22 protein-coding genes and 1 tRNA gene are annotated in these 26,416 nt (G+C 45.3%); 3 read left to right on the top strand and 20 right to left on the bottom strand.

The genetic code is table 11. From position 1 onward, the window contains the following. Positions 1-137 precede the first annotated feature (137 nt). From gpmI to BS614_RS03935, 5 genes are all read right to left on the bottom strand, one after another. Positions 138-1,682 (bottom strand): 2,3-bisphosphoglycerate-independent phosphoglycerate mutase, encoded by a 1,545-nt coding sequence (gene gpmI, locus BS614_RS03955; RefSeq protein WP_074092969.1) that lies wholly within the window; start codon positions 1,680-1,682, stop codon positions 138-140. A gap of 1 nt (position 1,683) precedes the next feature. Further along, complete coding sequence (gene tpiA, locus BS614_RS03950) at positions 1,684-2,436, bottom strand: triose-phosphate isomerase (protein WP_036616221.1); 753 nt, start codon at positions 2,434-2,436, stop codon at positions 1,684-1,686. A 36-nt stretch (positions 2,437-2,472) separates the two neighbouring features. Then, a complete protein-coding gene (locus tag BS614_RS03945) occupies positions 2,473-3,654 on the bottom strand; it encodes a phosphoglycerate kinase (RefSeq protein ID WP_036616219.1) in 1,182 nt (393 codons plus the stop codon). A 151-nt stretch (positions 3,655-3,805) separates the two neighbouring features. Continuing rightward, positions 3,806-4,813, bottom strand: a complete 1,008-nt coding sequence (gene gap / locus BS614_RS03940; RefSeq protein WP_017691243.1) for a type I glyceraldehyde-3-phosphate dehydrogenase — start codon at positions 4,811-4,813, stop codon at positions 3,806-3,808. A 106-nt stretch (positions 4,814-4,919) separates the two neighbouring features. After that, a complete protein-coding gene (locus BS614_RS03935; protein ID WP_036616216.1) occupies positions 4,920-5,945 on the bottom strand; it encodes a sugar-binding transcriptional regulator in 1,026 nt (341 codons plus the stop codon). Positions 5,946-6,404: 459 nt separating this feature from the next. Between BS614_RS03935 and BS614_RS03930 the strand changes: the two genes are divergently transcribed. Together BS614_RS03930 and clpP are read left to right on the top strand one after the other, a co-directional pair. Further along, positions 6,405-6,479: transfer RNA gene (locus BS614_RS03930), tRNA-Arg, on the top strand. A 176-nt stretch (positions 6,480-6,655) separates the two neighbouring features. Further along, the gene (gene clpP / locus BS614_RS03925) at positions 6,656-7,252 is read left to right on the top strand and encodes an ATP-dependent Clp endopeptidase proteolytic subunit ClpP (protein ID WP_017691245.1); all 597 of its coding nucleotides are present in this window, start codon (positions 6,656-6,658) and stop codon (positions 7,250-7,252) included. Between the two features lie 170 nt (positions 7,253-7,422). On the opposite strand, the gene BS614_RS03920 is transcribed toward clpP, so the two are convergent. From BS614_RS03920 to BS614_RS03875, 10 genes are all read right to left on the bottom strand, one after another. Further along, complete coding sequence (locus BS614_RS03920) at positions 7,423-8,520, bottom strand: stalk domain-containing protein (protein WP_074092968.1); 1,098 nt, start codon at positions 8,518-8,520, stop codon at positions 7,423-7,425. 386 nt (positions 8,521-8,906) lie between these two features. After that, positions 8,907-9,659, bottom strand: coding sequence for an SIMPL domain-containing protein (locus BS614_RS03915; RefSeq protein ID WP_074092967.1), 753 nt, complete (start codon positions 9,657-9,659; stop codon positions 8,907-8,909). A 156-nt stretch (positions 9,660-9,815) separates the two neighbouring features. Beyond that, a complete protein-coding gene (locus BS614_RS03910; protein ID WP_017691248.1) occupies positions 9,816-10,085 on the bottom strand; it encodes an HPr family phosphocarrier protein in 270 nt (89 codons plus the stop codon). 255 nt (positions 10,086-10,340) lie between these two features. Further along, positions 10,341-11,279, bottom strand: coding sequence for a DNA-binding protein WhiA (gene whiA, locus BS614_RS03905; protein WP_036616210.1), 939 nt, complete (start codon positions 11,277-11,279; stop codon positions 10,341-10,343). A gap of 6 nt (positions 11,280-11,285) precedes the next feature. Further along, positions 11,286-12,272, bottom strand: a complete 987-nt coding sequence (locus tag BS614_RS03900; RefSeq protein WP_017691250.1) for a gluconeogenesis factor YvcK family protein — start codon at positions 12,270-12,272, stop codon at positions 11,286-11,288. Between the two features lie 13 nt (positions 12,273-12,285). Next, a complete protein-coding gene (gene rapZ / locus BS614_RS03895; protein ID WP_017691251.1) occupies positions 12,286-13,185 on the bottom strand; it encodes an RNase adapter RapZ in 900 nt (299 codons plus the stop codon). 51 nt (positions 13,186-13,236) lie between these two features. Beyond that, a complete protein-coding gene (locus BS614_RS03890; RefSeq protein WP_017691252.1) occupies positions 13,237-14,187 on the bottom strand; it encodes an ROK family glucokinase in 951 nt (316 codons plus the stop codon). 445 nt (positions 14,188-14,632) lie between these two features. Then, positions 14,633-15,568 carry an AI-2E family transporter gene (locus tag BS614_RS03885; protein WP_017691254.1) on the bottom strand — a complete coding sequence of 312 codons (936 nt, stop codon included), beginning with the start codon at positions 15,566-15,568 and terminating at the stop codon, positions 14,633-14,635. A 258-nt stretch (positions 15,569-15,826) separates the two neighbouring features. After that, positions 15,827-16,786: a thioredoxin-disulfide reductase gene (trxB, locus tag BS614_RS03880; RefSeq protein WP_036674745.1), complete on the bottom strand. Its 960-nt coding sequence runs from the start codon at positions 16,784-16,786 to the stop codon at positions 15,827-15,829. 171 nt (positions 16,787-16,957) lie between these two features. Next, a complete protein-coding gene (locus tag BS614_RS03875) occupies positions 16,958-18,691 on the bottom strand; it encodes a tetratricopeptide repeat protein (RefSeq protein WP_074092966.1) in 1,734 nt (577 codons plus the stop codon). Positions 18,692-19,123: 432 nt separating this feature from the next. On the opposite strand from BS614_RS03875, the gene BS614_RS03870 reads away from it, so the two are divergent. Beyond that, positions 19,124-19,576 carry a hypothetical protein gene (locus tag BS614_RS03870; RefSeq protein WP_074092965.1) on the top strand — a complete coding sequence of 151 codons (453 nt, stop codon included), beginning with the start codon at positions 19,124-19,126 and terminating at the stop codon, positions 19,574-19,576. A 146-nt stretch (positions 19,577-19,722) separates the two neighbouring features. Here the strand turns inward: BS614_RS03870 and BS614_RS03865 are convergent, their stop codons facing one another. The 5 genes from BS614_RS03865 to BS614_RS03845 all read right to left on the bottom strand — a co-directional run bounded on the left by BS614_RS03865 (position 19,723) and on the right by BS614_RS03845 (position 26,274). Then, positions 19,723-21,474 (bottom strand): hypothetical protein, encoded by a 1,752-nt coding sequence (locus tag BS614_RS03865; RefSeq protein WP_074092964.1) that lies wholly within the window; start codon positions 21,472-21,474, stop codon positions 19,723-19,725. Between the two features lie 256 nt (positions 21,475-21,730). After that, positions 21,731-22,681 carry a sugar phosphate isomerase/epimerase family protein gene (locus tag BS614_RS03860; RefSeq protein ID WP_074092963.1) on the bottom strand — a complete coding sequence of 317 codons (951 nt, stop codon included), beginning with the start codon at positions 22,679-22,681 and terminating at the stop codon, positions 21,731-21,733. 59 nt (positions 22,682-22,740) lie between these two features. Continuing rightward, the gene (locus BS614_RS03855) at positions 22,741-23,613 is read right to left on the bottom strand and encodes a carbohydrate ABC transporter permease (RefSeq protein ID WP_074092962.1); all 873 of its coding nucleotides are present in this window, start codon (positions 23,611-23,613) and stop codon (positions 22,741-22,743) included. A 75-nt stretch (positions 23,614-23,688) separates the two neighbouring features. After that, complete coding sequence (locus BS614_RS03850; protein ID WP_074092961.1) at positions 23,689-24,585, bottom strand: ABC transporter permease; 897 nt, start codon at positions 24,583-24,585, stop codon at positions 23,689-23,691. A gap of 102 nt (positions 24,586-24,687) precedes the next feature. Next, positions 24,688-26,274 carry an extracellular solute-binding protein gene (locus BS614_RS03845; protein WP_074092960.1) on the bottom strand — a complete coding sequence of 529 codons (1,587 nt, stop codon included), beginning with the start codon at positions 26,272-26,274 and terminating at the stop codon, positions 24,688-24,690. Between the last annotated feature and the right edge of the window lie 142 nt (positions 26,275-26,416).

The following is a 26,416-nucleotide window of genomic DNA, read 5'->3' as shown; positions in this document are numbered from 1 at the left end:
ATGATTCCTTTGAACTTATTTTCATAAGTTGGAATCATGTGATAAAGGCGAACGCGTTGCTTCTTCGGACAATTTCTGCTTCCTTCGTTCTGGGGTAAACTCCAAACTTCCCAATTTCATATATGTTGTTGCGTAACTTATTTACGGGTAGCGATGACGGATGTACCTGTCATCTCAGCCGGTTTAGGCAATTGCATCAGGTCAAGGATCGTTGGCGCGATATCTGCCAGGATTCCGCCTTCACGCAAGGTTACATTGGCATCCGTAACGATGAATGGAACCGGGTTCGTTGTATGAGCTGTGAACGGACGTCCTTTCTCATCGAACACCATATCCGCGTTACCATGATCCGCAGTGATCAGTACAACGCCGCCTTTGGCAAGTACTGCATCCACAACACGGCCCATGCACTCATCTGTTACTTCAACCGCTTTGATGGTAGGCTCCAGCATGCCGGAGTGTCCAACCATGTCAGGATTAGCAAAGTTCAGAATGATGGCGTCATGTTTGTCTGCTTTGATCTCGCGAACACAAGCATCAGCTACTTCATACGCACTCATCTCCGGTTGCAGGTCATACGTTGCAACTTTTGGTGAGTTGATCAGTACGCGAGTTTCGCCCGGAAGCTCCACATCACGACCGCCGCTGAAGAAGAAGGTAACGTGCGGGTATTTCTCAGTTTCTGCAATACGCAGTTGTTTTTTATTGTTCTGTACCAGAACTTCACCCAGCGTGTTGTCGAGGTTCTTCGGCGAGTAAGCCACATAACCTTCAACTGTCTCGCTGAACAAAGTCAAGCATACAAAGTGCAAGCCCACAGGGAACTTCGGACCACGATCGAAACCGCGGAAATCCTGGTTTGTGAATACTTGCGACAACTGGATCGCACGGTCAGGACGGAAGTTGAGGAAGATAACGGAATCGCCGCTCTCAACCAAACCTACCGGCTCACCATCCGCTTTGACGATAACCGTTGGTTCAACGAATTCATCAAATACGGATTTCTCATACGATTCTTCAACCGCTTTGAGTGGGTCAGTGTATTTCGGTCCATCTCCATAAACGATGGCGCGGTATGATTTCTCAACCCGTTCCCAACGTTTATCACGGTCCATCGCGTAATAGCGACCTTGAACCGTTGCGATTTTACCTACTCCGACTTCTTCAATCTTGGCGATCAGCTTCTGCATGAAGTCTTTACCACTGTCTGGCATAACATCACGGCCATCCATGAAAGCATGAATATATACATCATTCATTCCTTCTTTTTTGGCCAGATCCAGCATAGCAAACAGGTGGTCGATGTGACTATGTACGCCGCCATCGGACAACAAACCGTAGAGATGAAGCTTTTTGCCGCTTTGTTTCGCTTCGCGAACCGCTTTGACAAGTGTTTCATTGTCGTAGAACTCGCCGTCACGAATGGATTTGGAGATACGGGTCAAATCCTGGTATACGATCCGGCCGGCACCAATGTTCAGGTGACCTACCTCGGAATTTCCCATTTGCCCTTCTGGCAAACCTACAGCTTCACCGCAAGCAGTGAGTGTTGTATGTGGGAATTGGCTCATGAAACGGTCGTAGTTCGGTTTTTTGGCTTGCGCTACCGCGTTGCCTTCCACCGTGTTACGCAGACCAAAGCCATCCATGATGATCAGTGCTACAGGTTTTGGAGCTGTCATCTTACTTCGCCCCCTCAACAAGCGCGATGAACGAAGCCGGCTGCAAGCTGGCACCGCCAACAAGCGCGCCGTCGATGTCGCTTTGTCCGAGGTATTCTGTTACGTTCTCCGGTTTAACACTGCCGCCGTATTGAATACGAACTGCATTAGCTACCGTCTCGTTGTACAGATCCTTCACCAGCGTACGGATGTAAGCAATAACTTCATTCGCATCTTGGGAAGTGGAGGATTTGCCTGTACCAATCGCCCAGATTGGCTCATAAGCGATAACAACTTGTGCCGCTTGCTCTGCAGACAGACCTGCAAAAGCAGCTACTGTTTGCACTTTGCATACGTCTTTTGTTTGGTTCGCTTCACGCTCTTCAAGCGTCTCACCAAGGCAGAAGATTGGAGTCAAACCGTGACGGAATGCTGCATGCAACTTTTTATTGACAGTCTCATCGGTTTCCGCAAAATATTGACGGCGCTCCGAGTGACCAATAATGACATAATCCACACCCAGGTCTTTCAGCATCACGCCGCTGATTTCACCTGTGAATGCACCGTTATCTTCAAAATGAAGATTTTGTGCACCAATTTTGATGTTTGTGCCTTTAACAGCTTCTACCAGGGATGGCAGATTTGTAAACGGTGCGCAGATTACAGTTTCCACGCCTTCAACTTCCGCTTTTCCTTTAACTTCCTGAATGAAGTCATTGGATTCGGAAACCGTTTTGAACATTTTCCAGTTACCTGCGATAATCGGTGTTCTCATGGGTTTCAACTCCTTCATGCTATAGGCTACTAAAACTTACTTGTCGTTCAATGCCACTACGCCTGGAAGTACTTTACCTTCCATGAACTCGAGCGATGCACCGCCACCTGTAGAGATGTGGTTCATCTTGTCAGCCAATTTGAACTTCTCAGCTGCTGCTGCGGAGTCACCGCCACCAATTACAGTGTAAGCTTCTGTCTCAGCGCAAGCTTCCGCTACTGCACGAGTACCGTGGGAGAATGGCTCGATTTCAAATACGCCCATTGGTCCGTTCCACACAACCAATTTGGAGTTTTTGATTACATCAGCATAGATCTCACGTGTTTTAGGACCGATGTCGATACCTTCCCAATCTGCTGGGATACCATCGATGTCAACGATTTGTGTGTTTGCTTTCGCACTGAAATCGTCAGACACTACGATATCTACCGGCAGGTAGAAGTTTTTACCCAGTTTTTTCGCTTTTTCGATAAAACCGAGAGCAACATCAAGTTTGGAATCATCCAGCAAGGATTGTCCAATTTCATGTCCTTGTGCTTTGAAGAACGTGTAAGTCAGACCGCCACCGATGATTACGTTGTCTGCAATGTTCAGCAGGTTGTCGATTACATCGATTTTGTCCTTAACTTTGGATCCACCAATGATAGCTGTAAAAGGACGCTCAGGGTTGGAGATTGCTTTACCCAACACTTCAAGTTCTTTCTCCATCAACAAACCGGACACTGCTGGAAGCAAGTGAGCGATTCCTTCAGTCGAAGCGTGTGCTCTGTGAGCCGCGCCAAACGCATCGTTAACGAAAACATCAGCCAGTTCAGCAAATTGTTTTGCCAGTTCCGGATCGTTTTTCTCTTCGCCTGCGTGGAAACGAACGTTTTCAAGCAACAATACGTCGCCGTTGTTCAGTTCAGCGATTTGAGCTTTAACAGCGTCACCAACAGAACCGTCAGCTTTAACAACTGTTTTACCAAGCAATTCAGACAAACGCTCAGCTGCTGGAGTCAAACGCAAGGATTCAACCACTTCGCCGTTAGGACGACCCATGTGGCTTGCCAAAATGACTTTAGCGCCTTTTTCAATCAAGAAGTTGATTGTAGGAAGCGTTGCACGAATACGTTTGTCATCTGTAATTTTACCATCTTCGAGCGGCACATTGAAATCTACACGGACAAAAGCCCGTTTTCCTGTCAATTCGATATCGCGTACACTTTTTTTGTTCATCTGTATTTCCTCCGCACCCATGTATTTGGTGGACCAATCAAGAGCTAAAATCCCTCGTCAATCCTGGTGTTTTTGAGAAATTTGCAAAATGTAGATATATAAAGAGCGGAAACAATATAGCATCTGTTTCCGCTCTATGTTATTACAGATATTACTTAATCATTTTTGCAAAGTGCTCCAAAGTGCGGACCAATTGTGCAGTGTAGGACATTTCATTGTCATACCAAGCTACAGTTTTAACCAATTGTTGGTCGCCAACAGTCAGAACTTTAGTTTGAGTTGCATCAAACAGGGAACCGAAAGTGATTCCTTGGATATCGGAAGATACGATTTCATCTTCTGTGTATCCGAAAGTTTCTGGATCGGAAGCTTCTTGCATAGCTGCGTTAACTTCTTCAGCAGTTACTTTTTTGTTCAGAACAGTTACGAGCTCAGTCAGGGAACCAGTAGCTACTGGTACACGTTGAGCTGCACCATCAAGGATGCCTTGCAGTTCTGGGATTACCAGACCGATTGCTTTAGCAGCACCAGTTGTGTTAGGGATGATGTTTTCAGCTGCTGCGCGAGCACGACGGAAGTCACCTTTAGGGTGTGGAGCATCCAACGTGTTTTGGTCGCCAGTGTAAGCGTGAATTGTAGTCATCAAACCTTGAACGATTCCGAATTTGTCTTGCAGTGTTTTTGCCATAGGTGCCAGGCAGTTTGTTGTGCAAGATGCGCCGGAGATTACAGTTTCAGTACCGTCGAGGATTTCATGGTTTACGTTGTAAACGATGGTTTTCATGTCGCCAGTAGCTGGTGCGGAGATAACAACTTTCTTAGCTCCACCTTTCAAGTGTTTCTCAGCTGCTTCTTTAGTTGTGAAGAAACCAGTACATTCCAGAACGATATCTACGCCCAGGTCGCCCCAAGGAAGTTCTTCCGGGTTACGGTTAGCCAATACTTTAACTTCTTTGCCGTTCACTTTGAAGAAGCCATCGTGTACTTCAACATCGCCATCGAAGCGACCTTGAGTTGTATCATATTTGAGCAAATGAGCGAGCATTTTAGCGTCAGTCAAGTCGTTGATTGCTACTACCTCGATGCCTGCTACATTTTGAATACGGCGGAATGCCAAGCGTCCAATACGTCCAAAACCGTTAATACCTACTTTAATCATGAGTAAGTTCCTCCCAAGTTTTGATTAATTTTTTATGAAACTTATATATTCAAGACAGACGGTGAAGTCCGTCAAGACAACAATAGTTGTGATGCAAAGTAAAACCTTATTCCATTTCAGCAACGATGACTTCGGCAGCAGCCTCATCAATAATCAGAATATCTTCCTGACCAAATCGTAACACGGAATGTATAGCAGCAGCTTTGCTTTTGCCACCTGCAATACCAATCACAACATCGGTTCGTTCAATATCCTGAAGTCGCATACCCAGTGTAAGCATGGTATGTACCACCTTACCCTGATCATTAAAGTAATAACCAAAAGATTCAGATACGGCTCCTTGCTCCTGAAGTTCATCTATAATCTCCGTCGCAAGTTTGCGTCTTTTGGCCATCTCTACGGCATCACCGATTCCATGAATAACAATCCGTGATTGCCTGATCAGCTGCAGAATCTCCTGAACACTAGGGTCCTGGATTAATGATTCATAGGCATGGTCACTGAGCAAATCCGGTACATGCAGGAGTTTGTATTGCGCCCCTACCCGTTTTGCCATTGTGGATGCGATCGTATTAGCCTGAATTTCAAGGCTTTCTCCAAGTCCACCGCGTGCTGGTACGAACCAGACACCTTTTAGCGATGTTGGCGGATTTAGTTGTTCTGCGACTTCGGCCGTTGTTGAACCGCCAGTAACGGCGACAACGTCGTTGTCACTCATGATATTGCCGAGAGCCTTCGCTCCGGCTCTGCCCAGTTCCCTTTTGGCAAATGGAGAAACGTCCGAATCACCAGGAACCACAACTACCTTTTGCAGACCGTAGGCTTGCTTGATGCGCTCTTCCAGCTCGGATAATCCGAACAGCTCTTTGGCTACGGGTTCTAACTGCTGCAGCAAATCATACCCTGCCTCGCTGATCTTCATTCCTGCACTGTCAATTTCAATAAGTCCCTGAGCCTTTAACAGATCGGTCTCAGCCCTCAGAACCCGCTCGGTCATCTGCATGGAATTAGCTAACGTTCTCCGTCCGATCACATCCGATAACATGATCTGTTGCAGAATCGTATACCTCTTTTTCAAGATATCCATGAGATCAGGCAGAAGCTGCTTTTGTACTTCTAAAATCGTTCGCATGCTTTCCACTCCCGCAAGTTCTCGTTCTAAGCTCTCTTTCGTGGCCCTAAAACGTCCCGGGTTAACTTTTTAAGTCCCACGTCTATTCTACCTAAAACTGACGTGACATGCAAGTGTTTCAACGTGTTATTTCGACACGCATGCAGCGTTTGTACGCGCCTATTTTCACAATCCTAGACTTCCATGATCTACGACTAGCTCACGCATACCATATATAGAAGAAACAAATGAATTCAATCTACATATCGCTCAGAATCACATTTCATACAGCATGTCCAAAACCTCTAATAGCATTTACTTAAATGCACTCTTTATCCACTCTTTCTTCATCATGATCATTTTTAGGTTAATCCAAACCAATACCACAACGAACTGCTTGCAATTAAATATTTCATGAGCTATAATCATTATTGCTGTCATATATTTAGAAAGCTACATAAATTGGTAGCAAAGTAATGTGCGCCCGTGGTCCAATGGATATGACGTAGGCCTCCGAAGCCTGAGATCCAAGTTCGATTCTTGGCGGGCGCGCCATTTTTATTTAACAGCTCATAACCCATTTAACCAATGAAACCGGAAAGGTTTCTTTTTTTTGCAAGTTAGTTTGACTTTCTTTGACTTTTTGTTTGGAATTGTTTATTATGTGGGTAATACGGTAACAGTTTAAGTATAAACACCAATAACTTTTACATTCCAAGGAGGTTTTTCACGTGAGTTTTATTCCAATGGTCGTTGAACAGAGCAACCGGGGTGAGCGCGCCTACGACATCTACTCCAGATTGCTGAAGGATCGTATTATTTTCCTTGGTAGCGATGTTAATGACGTAGTGGCTAATGCCATTATGGCACAGATGTTGTTCCTGGCTGCGGAAGATCCGGAGAAAGACATTCACTTATACATCAACAGCCCAGGCGGATCGATTACAGCCGGTATGGCGATTTACGATACAATGCAATTCATCAAACCGGATGTATCTACCATCTGTGTAGGTATGGCGGCTTCCATGGGTGCATTCTTGTTGAATGCCGGTGCAAAAGGTAAACGTTTTGCATTACCAAACAGTGAAATTATGATTCACCAACCACTTGGTGGTGCACAAGGTCAGGCTTCTGACATCGAAATCCGTGCTCGCCGCATTTTGAAAATGCGTGATACGTTGAACCGCATCATCTCTGAGCGTTCAGGTCAACCGCTGGAGCGGATTGAGAAAGATACAGATCGTGACTACTTCATGAGTGCTGCTGAAGCCGCCGATTACGGTATCATTGATAAAGTCATCGAAAACGTAGGATCACAAGGCATCTAAGTGTGACGTAGACCCCGGTCTACGAGTTAAACGTAATCAACACCTAACGTAAACAGCAACACTTCGTGTGTTGCCCATACGCAAAGAAGCCCTCATCATAATCATGATGAGGGCTTCTTTTTTTTCATTTTATAAGGAAGATAACTTAAAAGTGCATAATAATGATTTCTTTATTTGGTTATAGATACATTACTGAAAGGTTCTGTGCCTTTAGGGAGAAGCTCTTTGTACGTAAATGGCATTTCAGGGAAGCCTTCTGCGTACGCCGTATACTCATACAACTGGAAGAACACAACTACACCCGTTGGTGTCACATAGTAATCTTGATCTTTATTCAACCCTTTATAACCGTCGAGGTATCCACCGCGGGCTTTCAGTTGCTCACCCACTTTTTTACTCAACGTCTCGCGCATGGTTTTGTTATTTTGAAGCACATCATCTAACGTAAGCTCCTTGCCTGTGTCCAGTGCAAAGGTGTGGCCCGTACGGTATGTCATGCCATGAGCGCCGGCATAATCCTCATATCGTTGTGTAATGAGTCCCAGCACGCCTTTTTCGTTGTACGTCACTACATAAGAGCTCTCAAATGCATATGGACGGTTGGCTGTTGCACCGCCGAATTCAGATGTCTGTTTCTTGAAGTCAGCTACATAAGCATCCACTTCGTCTTTCAACACTTTGTTGATCGCTGCTTCAGCTTCTTTGCTGGCAAGTCCACTCACCTGTGGATATTGAACATCTACTTCAGCATTTTTCACAGTGGCATTAACTGTTGCCGCTTTAATTTTAACGTTATTTTGTTTCACCTTGCTGAGTGTCAAAGTTTTGGTTTTGCCATCCCAATTCCCCTGTACACCCAGATAATCTCTCATTGCCGAGAATGGGATATATAATCTGCCGTTGATCAGCTTTGCGTCCACTTGAGGGTAATAACCGTTAATGTAAACGTTTGGTTGTCCATCCATCAGGCTAACGGTCATCGCATTGTTGGCTGCTGTTACCGTATATGACTTGGTTTTCGCATCATATTTCAGCGTTCCACCTGCCACATCTTTAACTGCCGTAAGAGATACCCAAGTTGAACCACCTTGAAGAAGTCCTTTTTGAGTCAGTGTTTTTCCACCCGATCTCAGAGTTACCTCAGCCGGGGTTGTCACTTTTGAGGATACCGATGCTGCCTGAACCGAACTATCCTGCCATACCGAACCGCTACCTACAATAATTCCTGCTGCAAGCAATGCACTTGTCCATTTTTTCCATGATGTCATATATAAAACTCCTCTCTGAATTCACAATTAGGGATCATTGCGTATGTAATCCTGACCTGATCGCATATCTCATACGCTCACCTCTTTATTATAATTAACCCGATTTCGGAAAGGTTTACAGCTCGAGTTACAATGTTGATGAATATCAGTAGGAAAATATAAGGGGATATGACCTTTTTGTCACGAACAACTATACAAAAAAGATACCAATAACCAGCATTTCATGTTGCTAAAAAAAGGTACCCTTCAATATAACTTCATCAAAGTTTGCTTTTCCAACAAAAAAGACTCTGTCCACAGGACAAAGTCTTTGTCATTATTTCGTTGTACCCTTCAAATGACACTTAAAAAGGGTCTTGAGTTTACAATCCTTAGTTCGATCTTGTTTATTTCATTTCATACGTGATATTCAGGATTGTACTTACTTTAACCTGGCCTGTTTCAATCTCAGTACCACCTGCTGTATCTTGTGCTTTGGACATCAACGCCTCGCTTGCATAGAATACAGGCACATTGGCATCACCTTGGCTCACGGAAAGAACAGCACCCAGTTGACGTTTAACTGCTTTTGCAATGGCGCCCGCTTTCACATCTGCATTGGCAACAGCTTTTTCAATCACTTGGGATTCATAACTTTCCGGATTTTCTACAGTAAAGCGCACGTTTTCAATATTGTTAGCACCCGCACCCGAAGCAGCATCTAGCAACTCGCCAATCTTATCCATCTCACGATATGTGACTGTCAGCGTATGATGCGCTGTATATCCTTTAATTTGTTGTCCGTCTTTTTCGCTATACGTATAGTTGGGTTGTACAGAGAACTGACTCGTTTGAATGTCGTCTGCACTGATCTTCCACGTATTCTTCAGCAAGTTGGATACCTTTTGAACTTTGGCAGCATTCGCTTTTTGAGCAGATGCAGCTGTCTCTGCAGTACTGTTCACACCAATCGAAAGATAAGCGATATCAGGCTTCACCTGAATCTCACCTTTACCCACAACATTAATCACATTCTGTTGTACACCCTGAACCTCTGCAGCGTAAGCATAGTTACCTGGTGCAACCCATGCTGTTCCTCCAACAAGCAACGTACTTGCCACCAGCACCGCACCAAACGGTTTCATCCATTGTTTACCCATCACGATAGCCTCCTTATGTGTTAACATCTCAAACTTTAAACGATTTGATACCTTAACAGACGGGACAAATTCCATAATGTTGCACTTGACGATAGCATAAACGTGAAAAACACAAAAAAGCCCCTTTTGGGACTTCTTCATTAGATTGATCATATCTTATTGGTTTTCGAGTTCTTCCTTGCTTACCAGACTAACTAAAGCGTTTACAGCCTGTTCTGCATCCGCGCCTTCTGCACTAATCTGGATTTCCGTACCTGTGCTAATCGCAAGGCTCATGATCCCCATGATACTTTTTGCATTAACTTTTTTGTCGTCCTTCTCGACGAACACTTCAGACGAGTACTTATTCGCTTCTTGAACGAACAGTGCCGCAGGTCTGGCATGGAGACCCGTTTTCAAACGGACAACTACCGGGTGCTTTGTCATGGAAACTTACCCCCTATTATGAAATCTGGACATTAAATACACAATTATATTTATACAACATTATACCATTAACCCGTGCAGGACACTAGAAGAAAAAACTCAGGGTGCTTTGGAGGACGTTATCTTGCCCTAATTTCATCTTTTGCACAGCGCATCCAATGACCTAAGTAAGTTCCCTAGGTCCTTAACGGTTGACTTTCCCGGCCTTTCTGTTCAGCAGAAACAGCCGACCTTGTTACTTTACCCTACTCCGTCTTAACCATAACGTTCTGTGCGTACTTTCTCAGCCAGCTCATCAATTTTACGAAGCCGATGGTTCACTCCCGACTTGCTAACTGTACCTTTAAGGAGTTCGCCTACTTCTTTCAAATTGATATCTGGATGAGCCAGTCGAACCTCCGCCACCTCGCGAAGTTTCTCAGGCAACGATTCCAGACCAACTTCCTTTTGTAACAACCTGATATTATCGATTTGTCTTACCGCCGCTCCAATCGTTTTGTTCAGGTTGGCGGTCTCACAATTGACAATCCGGTTAACGGAGTTACGCATATCACGCATAATTCGTACATCTTCAAACTTGAATAAGGCCTGATGAGCACCAATGATGCTGAGCAGCTCAATGATTTTCTCGCCTTCCTTAATGTATAGGATGAATCCTTTTTTCCGTTCTATACACCGGGCATTCAGATGAAATTCATTGGCCAGGTCAACCAGTGCCTGACAGTGCTCTTCATACATAGACGCAATCTCCAGATGGTACGAGGAACCTTCCGGATTATTAACCGATCCACCGGCCAGAAATGCACCGCGAAGATAGGCCCGTTTACAACAGTTTTGCTGAAACAATTCCGTACTGATCCCTGGGGTAAAGAGAAAGCCCTCAGATACAATATGAAGACTATTGAGAATCTCCTGTACCATGGTTGGAATACGAACAATATATACATTGTTCTTTTTCAGCCGCATTTTTTTGCGGACCAGTAATTCCGTATGCACTTGAAAATGCTTTTTAAGCAGAGAGTATGCCCGTCTTGCAATGGCGGCATTCTCCGTCGAAATATCCAAGATCACTTTTTTATTCGATAACTGCACTGCACCAAGCATACGGATGAGGGCTGAAAGTTCCGCCTTTTCGCAGCACGGTTCGCTCTCGATCATGGTTAACTCTTTTTTGGTCTGTGCTGCAAACGACATGGGACTTCACCTCTTCCGTAACATCCAATTTTGTACCAATTGGTAGATGTGATGACTTAACTTGTCGGCATCATGACGCAGATAGGTTTTGAACAGAACAAGGGTATCTGCAACCACCTGATAACCGGCACTTTCGAGTACATTCATATCCAGTACAACCGGTTTTGCTCCTTTTTCCGCATACTTATTTTGCACTTGCAGCGGAATATCACCATTATTTACGATAACATAGTCGAAGAGCTGATGACCTATATGCTCGTGTACCGCCTTAAGGTGGTCACTTACCGTATAGTTATCTGTTTCTCCCGGCTGTGTCATCACATTACAGATAAACATCTTCACCGCATCAGCCTCTACCACAGCCTCTGCAAGCTTAGGTACGAGCAGATTGGGAAGGATGCTTGTATAGAGGCTGCCTGGCCCGATCAGAATGGCGTCAGCTTGACGAATGGCCTCTACTGCCTCTGGCAACGGCTCCACGTGATCCGGTTCAAGGAAAACACGTTTGATGCGTCCTCCCGCCTCAGGGATTTTGGACTCACCTGTAATAATTGTCCCATCTTCCATTTCGGCATGCAACACAACGGCCTGCCCTGCGGCTGGTAAAACCTCACCTCGAACGGCAAACACGCGGCTAAGCTCCCGCACTGCGGTCACAAAGTCGCCCGAAATATCCGTCATTGCAGCCAAAATCAAATTCCCCAAGCTGTGGCCTGCAAGCCCCGCGCCTGTATTGAAACGGTACTTCAACATATCTGAAAGCAATGGTTCTACATCAGCCAGTGCCGTAAGCACGTTGCGAATGTCGCCCGGAGGCGGCATCTGTAGCTCATTGCGCAGGATGCCTGAACTTCCACCGTCATCTGCAACTGTGACGATGGCCGTGATATCCAGCGGCTTCTCTTTCAAACCGCGCAACATCACGGATAATCCGGTTCCGCCGCCCATTACAACTATTCTCGGACGTTCTCTTCGTGGTCCGGCCTCTTTCATCCCTTCACCCTCTTCAATGACGGTCCCGGTCAGCGTCGCGATGGCTCACGGTAACAGCTTCTGTCTCGCTGCTTCCCAACATCTTGCCCAAATATTCCGATATTGCTACCGAACGATGCTTGCCTCCGGTACAGCCGATTCCAATAATAACCTGGCTTTTGCCTTCCTTCCGGTATTGCGGAATCAGGAAATGCAGCATATCCAGCAGCTTGGTCAGAAATGCCTGTGTCTCTGGCCACTTCATAACATATTCGTACACATCACTATTCTGTCCCGTATTCGGTCGCAAATGATCAATATAATGCGGATTCGGTAAAAAACGTACATCAAACACCAGATCAGCATCAATCGGAATGCCATACTTGAATCCAAACGACGTAATATTCACCGACAGCATTTGGCTCTCGAGATGAGAAAAGCGGGATATGATGCGTTCTTTCAGTTGAGCAGGCTTCATCGTACTTGTATTCAGTACCTGAGTCGCAGAGTTTTTGAGTTCCTCCAACATCTTGCGTTCCAGTCGGATGCCGTCCAGCGGCATGCCCTCAGGAGCCAGTGGATGTCTGCGCCTGCTTTCTTTGTAACGCTGAACAAGTACAGAATCTGTAGCATCCAGGAATAAAATTTCGCAATGAATGGTAAAATGATCTTTAATATAGTTCAAAGACTCGGACAGAGCCGTAAAGAATTCACGCCCGCGCAGATCGATAACCAATGCAACCTTACCAATCTTGCCATTTGACTGTTCAATTAGTTCCGCAAATTTCGGAATCAATACCGGCGGCAGATTATCCACACAGAAGAAACCCAGATCCTCCAGGCTTTGTACTGCAATGGTTTTACCTGCTCCGGACATGCCCGTAATGATAATGAGCGTGGCGCCTGTGCCTGGTGAGCCTTCACCTTCAAGCATAAATGTCCCCTCCTTATCATATTGCTGTCTTCATATATTGTTACGAGGTCACTAGGAACGCAAGAGAAGACCTGCTGCACCCACAATACCTGCATTATTACCAAGTGTAGCTTCCAGAATCTGAACCCCATCTTGCAACGGTTCTGGCGTCAGCTTAGCAAACACAGTACGGATTTCATCAAACAAGAAATTGCCCGCTTTGGATACGCCACCACCGATGATGAACATCTCCGGGTTAATGACAGCTGCTACAGTAGCCATGGACTTGCCCAGGTAAAAGGCCGCACGATTCACAATGCGCTGCGCCACTTCATCGCCTGCCTTGGCAGCATCAAATACTTCTTTGGCTGCAATCTTGTCGACGAGTGCCAGTGACGTATGATCACCGCGCTCTACGGCATCCTTCGCCATACGGATAATTCCTGTTGCAGAAGATACTGTTTCTACACATCCCATTTTACCACAACCACACTTGATGGCTTCCAGATCAGGTACAACACTGATATGACCCAGTTCTCCCGCCATACCGGAGAAACCCTGATAGATGTTGCCATTCAAGATCAAGCCTCCGCCAACACCCGTACCGAGTGTATAACATACGCAGTTGTCTACGCCTTTGCCGGCACCTGCCCATACTTCACCCAGTGCAGCCACGTTTGCATCGTTATCTATTTTGATTGGCTTGCCCAGACGTTCTTCCAGAATCGAACGAATGGCCACATTCCGAAATCCGATGTTAGGGGCATGAACGATAATTCCCTCGCGTACATTCGTGAAACCGGCCACTCCAGCACCTACACCCTCAAGCTGTTCCCAGCTGTAAGGTGATTCGGCTACGATATGTCGGACATACTTCTCGATGTTGGCGATGACCGTGTCTACGCCCTTATCCACTTCAGTCGGTCCTTCATACGTATGCATTAGCTGACCTTGTTCATCGCATATACCGACCTTGATTGCTGTTCCGCCGAGATCGACCCCAACGTAGATTTTCTCAGACATGCTGCAAGCCACCTTTATCTATCTAAAATAGTTTAAGTCCTACGTACCAACTATAATTGAAGGATACGCCTGGGTCAAGACGATAAGACCTTGCACGCATCATGCTTCACCAAGGTTGTGAACCACATCACACACCGTTTTTGAATACGTATACAATCTCATTACCTTCATTTATAAACGCACGCTTTATTCCTTCCTCCATAACAGAGGAAGCCTCAACTCATGATATTGCATCTTCACTCGTTCCATTCATAAAAGATCAACATCGTCCCCTCAGAGTGGTGACTCGTCTTATGCACCCCACCACCTGCCATTCTCATGCAGAAAGTTATCTAATGGCGGTATTGCCAACAAAAAAAGAGCCTTCCATCCACAGGAAGGCTCCCTTACTTTTATGAAAATCTGAAATTGTAGAAATTGGGCTGACTCAGTTGATTTTTCTACGTTATAACTTCGTTTCCACACGTACCGGCTCTTCCGTCTTCTCCATCTTGTTCACATCCAGAATATCGAGCAGGAAGACAAAGATCGGAATACCAATGATCAGTCCCCAGATCCCCAGGAAGTGTTGCGACAGAATTAGTACGATAAAGGTGTAGAACATTGGCAATTTGGTCTTGTGTGCCATCAGTTTTGGATTCAGGAAGTACGTCTCCAAAGCATGAATAACAATAATCATGATGATCACAATAATGCTTAATTTCAGTCCACCCATCTGATACCCAATCAGACAGAGCGGTACAAGTGAGATGATAACCCCCGCAACGGGAACCAGACTAAGCATGAACACCAGAATGGTCAGAGCGAACAGATACGGGAAACCCAGAATCCATAAGCCCAGTATCGTCAGCACCGTATTAAACACCGCAATAAGAAGCTGTGCCTCAATGACTTTACCAAAAGAAGATACGAACTTGTCTCCCAGATAAGCAACTTCATTGTAGAACCATCCAATTTTACTTGTTTTGAACTTGGACGTGAACTTGGATATCTCCTGCTTCTGCAACAAGAAGAACAGACTCAGAATGATGACGAGCAGAATAAACTCCAGCCATTTGCTCAAAGCGAAAATATATTTCAATGCATCATTGGTGTAATTTTTAATATCGAAGGATTGAAGATAACCCGCAATTTTGGATGCAAAATTATCACCGTCTGCACTATCCAGAAATTTCATAATCTCGTTCGTCAACTGGACGACCTGATCCACGATCCGTGGTGAATATCTGGAAATGCCAAGCACAATGACTGCGATCACAATCATATAGAGCAGGATGACCACAACTTTATAGTTGATTGGAAACAACCGATTCAAACCACCTGTAATGAAATGCTGTAACCTGTTCATGACATACGTCACCAGGAACAACAGCAGAATCATGTGCAGCATACTCCCCATACTGAACAAAATTAAACAGAACAAGAGCAGGATCAGAAATCGTCTCACTGTCGCATTCTGTAACCAATCTTTTATCATTTCCCCCAAAATCTTCACCTCACAGCTAATATGCCCTATATGTATACGATCTCATGCCCACTGTAGTTTCAAAAAAAGAGAAGCCTTCCGGCTTCTCTCATTTCATGAGACTTCCCGTTGTCTCTTATTCCCAGCATATGCCTAACCTCACGCATGTAATGCTTATTTATCCAACGTCTCGCTCCAATCATGGACAATGCTTCCTTCAAGGAACTTCTCACAATCCATCGCGGCCATACATCCTGATCCAGCTGCCGTAATGGCTTGACGATACTTCGTATCCTGAACATCACCACAGGCAAATACACCTGGAATATTGGTCTCCGTTGTTCCGGGTTTAACGACAACATAGCCATGTTCGTCCAGTGCAATCGCATTACCCAGGAATCCAGTATTCGGTGTGTGACCAATGGCAACGAATACGCCATCTGCTTCAAGCAACTCTTCCTGCCCCGTCTCGTTGTTGCGCACTTTCAGCCCTTTGACACCCAAAGCTTCTGGTACGACCTCGAGTGGAGTACGGTTCAGCGCCCACTTCACCTTTTCATTGCTGCGAGCCCGATCCTGCATAATCTTGGATGCACGTAATTCATCCCGGCGGTGAACCAATGTCACGTCTGTTGCAAAACGAGTCAGGAAACTCGCTTCCTCCATCGCGGAGTCTCCACCGCCCACGACCACGATTTTTTTGCCTCGGAAGAAGAAGCCGTCACATGTCGCGCATGTACTTACACCACGTCCCACATTTTCCTGCTCGCCCGGAATACCGAGATAACGAGCGGAAGCACCTGTGGAGATAATGATCGATTCAGCTTCCAGTTCACCGATTCCTCCAACTTTGACCTTGAAGGGCGGTTTGCTGAAATCAACCTCTTCCACCCAACCGTTTTTGAATTCCGCTCCAAAACGTTCAGCTTGCTTACGCATGTTGTCCATCAGTTCCGGACCCATGATACCTTGCGGGAAACCGGGGAAATTCTCAACTTCCGTTGTCGTCGTCAATTGACCACCCGGCTGAAGACCTTCGATAACCAGTGGTTTCAGATTAGCACGAGCCAGATATATCGCTGCTGTCAGACCCGCAGGTCCCGTTCCGATCACAATCGTTCTGTATTTAGACATATAGATACAGCCTCCTTAATTAAGGTGAGAATGTGTTGTACTAGCGATGAACTTGCCAAGATGATATCCTACAGGCGTTTACGAGGCCCATTCGTTAAGTTTACCCGTTTTCCCGGTTGTTGTATCCTTCACCTGATGATGTCTTTCTGAAAACGAGTTGAAGCGAACTTTCTATACTAGTGGTGGCTTGCTGTTACAAACCGAATGAATCTGTTTAGCATACTTGCTAACCGTTGATGCCGATATCCCGTACCGCTCAGCAACGCTTTGATAGGTAACGGGCCGACTGTGATTCTTCGCTGCCAAATATTCAAGTCCCGCAGCCCAACCCTCAATCTGCTTCGTACCCGGAACCTCCGGATGTACCCGGGATACATAATCCGTCCAGAGCCGTTCCATCTCTTGTTGCAACTCAGCCTTTGCTTCAGACATCTGTAACGCACAATCAACAACAGCCTGCCAATGGGAGGTTGAACCAGTGTCCGATTGCTCTGATGTGGATGGAACCTTTCCAATAGACTTCAAAGCTACAGGAGAAAAGGGTCGAACCACCTGAGAATTCCGATCCTCATGTTCAGCCGATTTCAATCCGTTCAGTACAGTTTGTGCTGCCTCAAGCAGATCCTGTTCTTCTCCAGGCTCTTCAATAAAGGATTGCAGAGCCTGCTGCACCTCATAGTCACCGATCATCCCAAGCGCATGAATAACCTGTAGCTTGGTTGCCCGATCACCATGACGCAATGCCCAGAAGAACGATGAGCGAATCAGTGGATCATTTTTCATTTCTTCAGGTATGCCACTACCATAGTTCTCCCACTGTCTGAACTGCTCATCAAATGGCAGATGATAGTGATAACTTAGCTTCTCTGGCTCTTGCTCGCCTTGTTTTACAGCCTCAAGACCTGACAGATAATACCGGGATACTTCGGAACCCGGATCAAGCTTGGACACATGATGCCATAAACGCTCAGCAGCATCATACCGTTCTGTATTATAAGCCGCCACTGCTGCATAGTGAGCAAGTGCCGGATCAGCAGCTGTCTCTTCGTCCTTGAGCAAACGACGGAAATGAACATAAGCCGTATCGTGTTGGCCCAAAATTCCCATCGTGGTAGCCAGTTTGTAGACTTGTTCATGCTGGAATGGCACGATGACACGCAATTTTTTGATCAGAAGCAGCACTTGGTCAGCCCGGTTCTCATTTTGATGGAAAATAGCCAGATTACAGAGTGCATGCAGATTACCGGGCTCCTGTTCAAGCACTTCGGCAATAGTCTCTTTTGCTTTGGGAAACAGACCCATATAATAGTAGGCGAGTGCCAGATTGTTACGGGCAGCCAAGTAATCAGGATAATCAGAAGACATGCCTTCGAGCAATTCAGCAGCCTGTGCAAATTTCCCTTCTTCCAGCAGTTCCCGTGCCTGATCGTGCTCCACTACACCTTTGCGTGATTTGATTCGATTCAGTTTGGTCGGACGATCCAGCTCATAATACAGAAGCTCCATCATCTCTTCGGCTTCCGTCATGAACTGACCTTGGGTGTCCTCCTCCAGATAGGTAACAAGTGCTTGCTCGGCTTCCTCAAACCGATCCATATTTGCATAATTGTTCGCCATATAAAAATAACATTCCGTCATCGACGGATCTACCACTTCCAGCACGTTAGCCAGAATGGCATTGGAGGCTTCGTAATCCCCCTTCTCCGATAATATACCCGCCATATTACAATGATTTACCGGATTTTCCGGTTCGTATTCAACAGCTTTGCGAAAATATTTTAATGCCTTGTCGACATGATTACGGTCCAGCGAGCGGACAGCTCTTTCAAAGAAGAAAGAAGCATCCAAGTGAATCGGTATAATATTGGCAAGGTGTCCCTCAGCCCGCACTAGCTTGCCCTTCATCTTCCAAGGCACCTCCTCTTTGCATTTCATTCATACTCTTCAGTATACCACATCTTAAGGCCCACTTCTCAATATGTAGTTTCATGTCGTTTATGAAAAAAATGCAAAAGAAGATGATATTCCATTTTGCGGAAACCTATCACCTTGGAGCATTGTTTATTCAAAGGAAAACCATGTTTATCTAGAGACTCCTACACTCACTTGCCACAGCTCTCTTTGCAGTATTGCATTAGTCTATTCTTGTCGCTTACGCGGCGTCTAATGGATTCGGTCCGGTTATAATAATACGAGTGTAGTCTATGGTATTATTATCCTTATTGTCCTTTTTAGTGGTTTATCTCCATTAAAAATCAAACAACGTATATTAGCTCTGACGGTCAGCCTCTTTTTCGCGTATGTAATAAAAAATAAATATTTTAAGGGGATGTTATATTGACGATCTCGAAGATAAAACCACTTATATTCATCTTAATATGCTTGTTTGCTTTGAATGGATGTTCAAAAGATATAGAAAACATAGAAAATAAGTTCACATTAGAGGATGTACTGAGAGCGCTCGAGTCTCAAGAACTGGATTTAGTGTCCTTTGGTATAACCGGGTATCCTTTGAAATTAGATGATGTTGTACCTGAGGTGTACTCCGTTGAAGTGCCCGTGGAAGAAGAACCCTATAGCCCTGAATTTATACATTTTTATATTTTCAATTCTGAAAAGGATCGCATCAACGGGACAAAAGAATTCAATAAACACATGGAAAGCGCCCAGTTTACAACATTCCCTTTTCTATATGAGAAAGGAAATGTTCTTATCGTTTACTGGAGCAAAACCAAAGATGATCCTCTGTTCACTAAACCAATCGAAACTGCGGTAGAGCAACTGAAATGATAATAGTTCATACATTACTGGACTGAGCTGGACAGTGGGAATATCATTTTAGAACGTTAATTGCAGTCATTCGTCATTCGTAAAAAAAGAAGACCAAGCATTTGGGCTCGGTCTTCTAACTATTATGGCTTAAATATCTAATAAATCTAGATCTTCGACGCCATCGAAGGAGAAAGTGAAATTTGAATGGTTTTATCAAACGGCGTCATGAAATTGACCAGCACAACCTTACACTTGTCCGGCAGTTTTGCCTCACGTACCGTTGCCGCCAGATGCCCCAGCTCGCCCCCGGTGATCTCCAGCCAGTCTTCTCCGCAGGTATAGCGTAATGTACCGCTTTTCCACAAATAGTGACCCTCACTCGTTTCAATCGCGTCCTCACAGGTCAGCTCACCTTCGCTTCCGAATACAAAGGATAACTGCATCATAATGTCCTCCGGTTCCTGTCCAGATAGATGCATGTTCCATCCGTTTTCCGTTGGCTGTAATTCTGCTCCTACACGGAATGTCTGCTCATGAGTAAGCTGACGACTCTGATGAGGTAACAAATACCATGGACTTATATCTGATGCAGCCGATTCTGGCAGCATGTTTGCAGGGATTGGGCCGTAGTAACCTTTTTTCTGCTCACCAGTTAGTCGATACCCTTCGGACAGCCTCGTCATTTGCTGCATAGGTACATACCCTGGATTAAAGTAAGAGGCCAGTTGCACGGCCAGCAGGCGCACCTTGCCATGACGAAGAGCGAAGAAAGAAGGAACTTCTGTCATCACAGTCACACTTGTAGCGCCATCCCGAATTCGGGCTACCGGAGCACCAAAATCCGTATGCATCCGACTGTGCGAAATACGACCGTGATGCCCTACTGCGTCCATCTGCTCCAGATATTCTCCCCGTACAAAATGTTCATTCAGCATGACCTCATACTGTTCTGGTAATGCATCACGTGTGTCATTGGTCTGTTGAAGCTCCGGCTCAAGCATTAATCGAATGAGCGTATTCACCGAACATACTCCCGGATCTGTCAATGTATCTCCAGCCCAGGCTGCCATACCGGCTAAGAGTGGATCACCGTCCAGCCGAGCCAAAATGGCATAAGGCAGATAATAAGGTGACAGATCATGAACACTGCCCAGATCCTGTCGCCCTGAATAATCCGTAACAATTTCACCCGTAGGATGGACCAGATACACCATCATGCGGAGATTGAGCCTCACTGGTTCCAGCAATTCAGGACGATTGAGCAGGCGCGCAGCATGAATTAACATGATGTCGCTAACTGCGCTGTATATCCCATTGCTCCGTTCTGTCCACTCCCCATCGGGTGTAATATCCATGCCTTCATCCATCCACTGCTCTGCGCGCTGCACAGCTTCCTCCAGATCAAATATTTCATGCAGGAAACCAAGCGCCGCGCATAGCACCCAGCGATGATTAGGCGTATGACAACCTCCCGTAAGCATGGTTGGGATTGTACGTTCCAGAAACAGCCTCATATTGTTTAATACGGGTTGAAGCGGCTCCCATTCTTGCTGCTGAAGAAGCTGATACAACTGTGAATACCCTACAACGACAAATGCAGTATCCGGAGGGGAATGGTAATTGGTCCAGCCAGGCGATATTGAACCATCTTCATGCTGGAAGCGGAGTACAAATTCCGTAGCTAACAGCAGTCGATTTAACAACGATTCATCCCGGTAATAGATAGAGTCCGGATTGGAGAGCGCAGCTCCCCAGTAACACATATCCGTGGGCGTTCCAGTCGTATGGTTGACCCAGGCAACACCTGTGAAGGGATCAATTGTCCCTCCATAGTAACGGCTTTCCGAGTCAAGCATCTGCCGGGATATTCCTCTTTCTACCGCTCTGTCATTACTGTCCACCAGTTGTTTGTACATGTGCAGTCCCCTCCATACCAATGCATTCTCCCGATGTGCGGAGTATGTTGCTTCAGTGCCTTCAATTCAGACCGGAAGCCTACTCATACCGCCCGTAGGTGAGTTCATTTTTCTCGTCAGTTATATATCATATTTCTACAAAAGTCGTTAGAAAATCTGTGCTTGTTTTACTACATTATTTATGGGTCACCGTCACTGAGGAAACAGTCATTAAACACATACTGTGAACATGCAAACTGTTCTCACATCACCGTGCCTACTCTGTCACTCCAAGCTTCTTCATTAGCAAGTCATGACTCTCATGAATCTCTTCTGCCTTACAGGCAGACTTCAACTCATACACCTTCACCTGTGCCCGGCGAATCATCGGCAGATAGGCATCATAGAAGTTCATATCTTTACTGTGTACATACGGGCACCAGTGATCCGAGAGACCAAGTGTCTCATGGATATGGACCCCTACGATATCATCCATCAGGCCTTGCATTTCTCCCACACTGTCATAAAGGCCCATTCGGTCCATCATGATGGCATGACCGGTATCGTACCAGATACCAACCGGAGCCCCTTTGAGGGCCCTGATGATGGTCTTGGCTTCGGCAAGGGTAGGAATCTGTTGTGGTCGGGATCTCGTCTCGATGCCAAAACGAACATCCAGACCTTTAGCTGCCGCCCGATTGCATACCTCATCCAGACTGGCGATAATTTTCTCCACATACCCTGAACTGAGGGCTTCCCGCCGCTCCATCAATTCAGCCCATTTGCTCCGATACTTCGGTGAATCCGGGCCTTCCTCGTTATAGATCTTTCCAAGGTCTTTGCTGATATCCTCAGGAAAAGGTACCTCTCCCGGGTGTACAACAACTGCTTCTCCACCATAACGTTGGGCATATTCAGCCGACTCTACCAGCAATTCGATCGCCCGCTTACGTTTCACTTCATCTTCGAAGCCGAGCAAGATGGAATCCGTACCGTAGTCTGGATCAGGGTCATGTGGAAAAGTGTTGTGGACACTAGAAATTCCGATCTCTCCACGCTCAATCATGGGCTCAATCGTCGTGAGCATCTCCTTCGTCACATTATAATTGAGCTCCACCCGACGAAAGCCGAGATCCGCAATCTCCCGAATCATATCTTCCCCTATGGGATGTTTCCTGATGTTCCAACATGTCGAGAATGAGTATTCGCCCTTGTCTTCTCCCTGCATATTCATTTCCTTCTCCTTCCCCTGATATCAGTTCTTGTGTGTACGGGGATCACCCAAAATTATCCTTTAACCGCTCCCAGCATCGCACCGCTGACGAAATACTTTTGCAACCATGGATATACCAGTAGGATAGGTACTGTTGCGAACACGACCGTTGCAGCCTTAAGACTCTCTGGAGTTAATCTGGTCCGGTTGGCACCTTCCATTAATGTAAGCTCACTAACCATGTTGTTCTGTACCATTTGATAGAGCTTTAGTTGAAGTGGATATAGCTTCGGATCCGTGATGTACATCAGGGAATCCTGAAAACCATTCCAGCGCCCAACCGCATAGAACAAACTGAGTGTAGCGATTACTGGCATGGATAATGGCAGAATAATTTTAAAGAGCGTGTGTACATGTGAGCTTCCGTCGATCTCAGCCGATTCTTCTAAGCTCTCCGGTATCCCACGGAAGAAGGAGATCAGGATAATCAAGTTAAACGGACTCACTAATCCTGGTAGAATCAAAGCCCAAACGGAATTCAGCAAATGCAGGTCACGAATCAGCAAATATTCGGGAATAATCCCTCCGCTGAAGAACATGGTGATTATGATGACGTACATAAACATTTTGCGACCTTTTAATTTTTTCTTCGTGAGCGGGTACGCTGCAGCAATGGTAAACAACATGCACAGCGCTGTCGTAGCTATCGTAAGAACCGTGGTGAAGCCTAGTGAATAGATCATGGAATGATCCGAAAATACTTGCCCATATGCATCCCAGTTAAATTCCTTTGGGAAGATGGTTACTTCACCTGATGTAATGGCCCGGTTCGAACTTAGCGATATCGCAATCGTGTGCAGAAACGGAGCAAGACAGAATATAACAAATAAGGTGATAAAGGAGACATTGACAATATCAAAAATCCGGTTCGAGGTGCGGTCACTCATCTGCGCACAACTCCTTTACTGATGGTCTATACGTTCAACAAACCAAATGTAACAAATTTCATTATTTTCCTAAAATTATAGTATTCCTTCACCGGTTGTTTTCTTCGAGATATAGTTTGAGCCGAGTACAAAGATCAATCCGACAACAGCCTGGAATAAGCCGACAACCGTTGCAAGTGTATACTGTCCAGACTGTATACCCATTCTGTATACAAAGGTACTGAGTACATCGGAATATTCACGAACAGCCGTATTACCAATAACATAAGGCCGGTCAAAACCGATGCTGACCATATTTCCGAGATTAAGGATAAGCAAGGTTACAATGGTTGGTTTAATACTTGGCAGTGTAATATGCCAGATTCTCTTCAGCCGCGTTGCACCATCAATCTCAGCTGCTTCGAACAATTCCTTGTTAACGCCGGTCAATGCAGCCAGATATAGAATGGTTCCCCACCCAGCACTTTGCCACACACCTGTGAACAGGTAAGTAACAAGCCAAGGGTTTTTCTCTGTCAAAAACGGAATTGAATTTAGGCCCATACTTTCCAGAATACCGTTTACCATACCGGATTGATTACCAAACAATTGGTATACAATTCCCCCGATGATAACCCAGGAGATAAAGTGAGGAATGTACAAAATGGTCTGTGAAATTTTCTTAAACCATTTAAACCTTACCTCATAGAGCATAATGGCCAGAATGATTGGAGCAGGGAATGAAACGATCAGATCAAGAAAATTCAGCATAAATGTGTTACGTAGCGTAGTGTAGAAGTCCGGCATTGCAAATACCTCGCGAAAAGCATCAAAACCGATCCATTCACTACCGTTAATACCTTGAAACAGGTTAAAGTCTTTAAAAGCGATCTGCACACCGTACATTGGTCCGTATCGGAAAATGATAAAATAAATAAGGGGTAGTGAAATTAGCGCATACAGTTGCCAGTATCTCTTCAAGTATGTGGTCATGTCTCTCTCTCCTCCTCACAAACGAAGAAACGCTATGCCGCCATCCAAGAGACGGCACAGGCTTCATCGAAACACTTCAATTTACACACATTTTGTTCAAACTTATTGTTCAGCAGCTTCCAATTCTTTTTTCAGCTCTGTTCCACCCAAGGACATGTAGTCAGCCATTTCTTTTTCAAATACAGCATCGAATTCTTCAGGTTTTGCCATCGCTGTTTTTACGATAATAACGTCCAATTTATCTGTCAGTGCTGTGCTATACTTCATCTCTGTCTGAATTGGCTTGCTGAAGACAATTGGTCCAACAGTATCTGTGTTTGCAACTTCAAGTGCTTTTTTCAAAATTTCCTGATTCGCTGGAGGGAATCCCATGATCCAAGCTTTTTCATTTTGTGCTTGATCACCAAGGTTTTTACCGTTCGAAATAATTGCGGTATCTCCTGCATTGAACAGACGATCTTTTGCTTCTTGAGTAGCGTCTGCTTTAGCAACCGGAATGCCGTCTACCAGATCATAGTTCTCGCCTTCCACACCATCATAAATGGCAGTGAGGTTTTTATCGGAAGCCATCCAATCCAGATATTTAATTGCTTCTGCCGCACGTTCGCTGCTCTTCGGAATCATGATGTACATACCATTCGAACCATAACGAGACTTGATATGTTTTCCATCAGCATTCGCATTGGTGTATGCATCCAACGGAGCCAAGTTGCTGTCCGGTTTGTTTGTTTTCAACAGATCATAAGATCCATCTGGCCAGAAAATAGAGTCCACATCTTCAGAGAAGAAACCAGTATTTCCATTTGCAACGTCTTTGTTTAACTGGGTTTTATCCTTATCCAAGCTGAAATCCTTACTGATCAATCCTTCGTTGTATAGCTTGTTCAAGAACTGCATGGATTCTTTGAAGCCTTCATGCAGAGGCAGTTCATAGCGTTGAGCATAAGTCTTATCACCAGCGATTGGCTTAATGAAAGAATAGATGAGTGGTTCATAGGAAGCTGGTGCAAGCGCAAAACCCATAGGAATGTTTTGACTTCCCACATTGCCAGGATCTTTTTCTTTAAAAGCTTTCACTGTGTTATACAACTCATCTGTTGTTTGAGGTGCTGGCATTCCCAGCTTATCTAACCAATCTTGACGAATGAAGGAGCTGTACCGCGCTGTAATCGCACGTTTACCCGGTATAGCAAACTGCTGTCCCTCCACTTGACCAAACTTTAATGTATCTTCGCCCAAAAACTTTTTCAGATTCGGTCCATACTGATTAATCAGATCACCTACATCTGTCAACCCGCCTTGTTGTGCATAGCGGTAAAACACGCTGGAGTCATAAACGAAGACAATATCCGGAACGTCCGAAGCACTAGCCATCAGGACATTCAGCTTGGTTACTTCCTCAGAACGTTGAACAGGTACGAACTGTACGTCAATGTTGTTCGGATCACCAAAGTTCTTTTGAATCATTTGAGAGATAAAGTTATTTGAGATCGTGTACTGAGAAGGTGTTTTACCACGGTCGAAAAGCTCCACCTTTAATGTGACGCGTTTTCCATCGCCAGATGCCCCACCTTCTGCTGATTTGTTATCAGCAGATGAGCACCCCGCAAGTAGTGAGACGCCCATTACTGCTGTAAGCGCCAAACCCATCAACTTCTTTAGACTCCCTTTTCTTGTCATTCCGTTCATCCCCTTTGGCTTTGCGTGAATGTTTTTGAAGCTTGCTCTGAGTATTCCACATCTCTCGTCTTTCTTACAATAAACTAGTTTCGTAAGCGTTTACATACGGATTGTGGTTTATACACTCTGATTATTATCGCAGACTGACTAT

It is taken from the genome of Paenibacillus xylanexedens, from assembly GCF_001908275.1.
In the GTDB taxonomy this organism is placed as follows: Bacteria; Bacillota; Bacilli; order Paenibacillales; family Paenibacillaceae; genus Paenibacillus; species Paenibacillus xylanexedens_A.
Note: the sequence above shows the minus strand (reverse complement) of the source record. Positions and strands in the feature narration are given on the sequence as shown.

Coding starts and splice junctions, on each gene's coding strand:
- tpiA (WP_036616221.1), bottom strand. CDS start 2,436: ATGAGAACACCGATTATCGCAGGTAACTGGAAAATGTTCAAAACGGTT.
- BS614_RS03890 (WP_017691252.1), bottom strand. CDS start 14,187: ATGTCTGAGAAAATCTACGTTGGGGTCGATCTCGGCGGAACAGCAATC.
- BS614_RS03860 (WP_074092963.1), bottom strand. CDS start 22,681: ATGCAGGGAGAAGACAAGGGCGAATACTCATTCTCGACATGTTGGAAC.
- BS614_RS03850 (WP_074092961.1), bottom strand. CDS start 24,585: ATGACCACATACTTGAAGAGATACTGGCAACTGTATGCGCTAATTTCA.
- gap (WP_017691243.1), bottom strand. CDS start 4,813: ATGATTAAAGTAGGTATTAACGGTTTTGGACGTATTGGACGCTTGGCA.
- BS614_RS03865 (WP_074092964.1), bottom strand. CDS start 21,474: ATGTACAAACAACTGGTGGACAGTAATGACAGAGCGGTAGAAAGAGGA.
- rapZ (WP_017691251.1), bottom strand. CDS start 13,185: ATGCTTGAAGGTGAAGGCTCACCAGGCACAGGCGCCACGCTCATTATC.
- BS614_RS03945 (WP_036616219.1), bottom strand. CDS start 3,654: ATGAACAAAAAAAGTGTACGCGATATCGAATTGACAGGAAAACGGGCT.
- BS614_RS03910 (WP_017691248.1), bottom strand. CDS start 10,085: ATGACAAAGCACCCGGTAGTTGTCCGTTTGAAAACGGGTCTCCATGCC.
- BS614_RS03875 (WP_074092966.1), bottom strand. CDS start 18,691: ATGAAGGGCAAGCTAGTGCGGGCTGAGGGACACCTTGCCAATATTATA.
- BS614_RS03855 (WP_074092962.1), bottom strand. CDS start 23,613: ATGAGTGACCGCACCTCGAACCGGATTTTTGATATTGTCAATGTCTCC.
- trxB (WP_036674745.1), bottom strand. CDS start 16,786: ATGTCTAAATACAGAACGATTGTGATCGGAACGGGACCTGCGGGTCTG.
- BS614_RS03915 (WP_074092967.1), bottom strand. CDS start 9,659: ATGGGTAAACAATGGATGAAACCGTTTGGTGCGGTGCTGGTGGCAAGT.
- whiA (WP_036616210.1), bottom strand. CDS start 11,279: ATGTCGTTTGCAGCACAGACCAAAAAAGAGTTAACCATGATCGAGAGC.
- gpmI (WP_074092969.1), bottom strand. CDS start 1,682: ATGACAGCTCCAAAACCTGTAGCACTGATCATCATGGATGGCTTTGGT.
- BS614_RS03920 (WP_074092968.1), bottom strand. CDS start 8,520: ATGACATCATGGAAAAAATGGACAAGTGCATTGCTTGCAGCAGGAATT.
- BS614_RS03885 (WP_017691254.1), bottom strand. CDS start 15,568: ATGATTCTGCTGTTGTTCCTGGTGACGTATGTCATGAACAGGTTACAG.
- BS614_RS03845 (WP_074092960.1), bottom strand. CDS start 26,274: ATGAACGGAATGACAAGAAAAGGGAGTCTAAAGAAGTTGATGGGTTTG.
- BS614_RS03900 (WP_017691250.1), bottom strand. CDS start 12,272: ATGAAAGAGGCCGGACCACGAAGAGAACGTCCGAGAATAGTTGTAATG.
- BS614_RS03935 (WP_036616216.1), bottom strand. CDS start 5,945: ATGCGAACGATTTTAGAAGTACAAAAGCAGCTTCTGCCTGATCTCATG.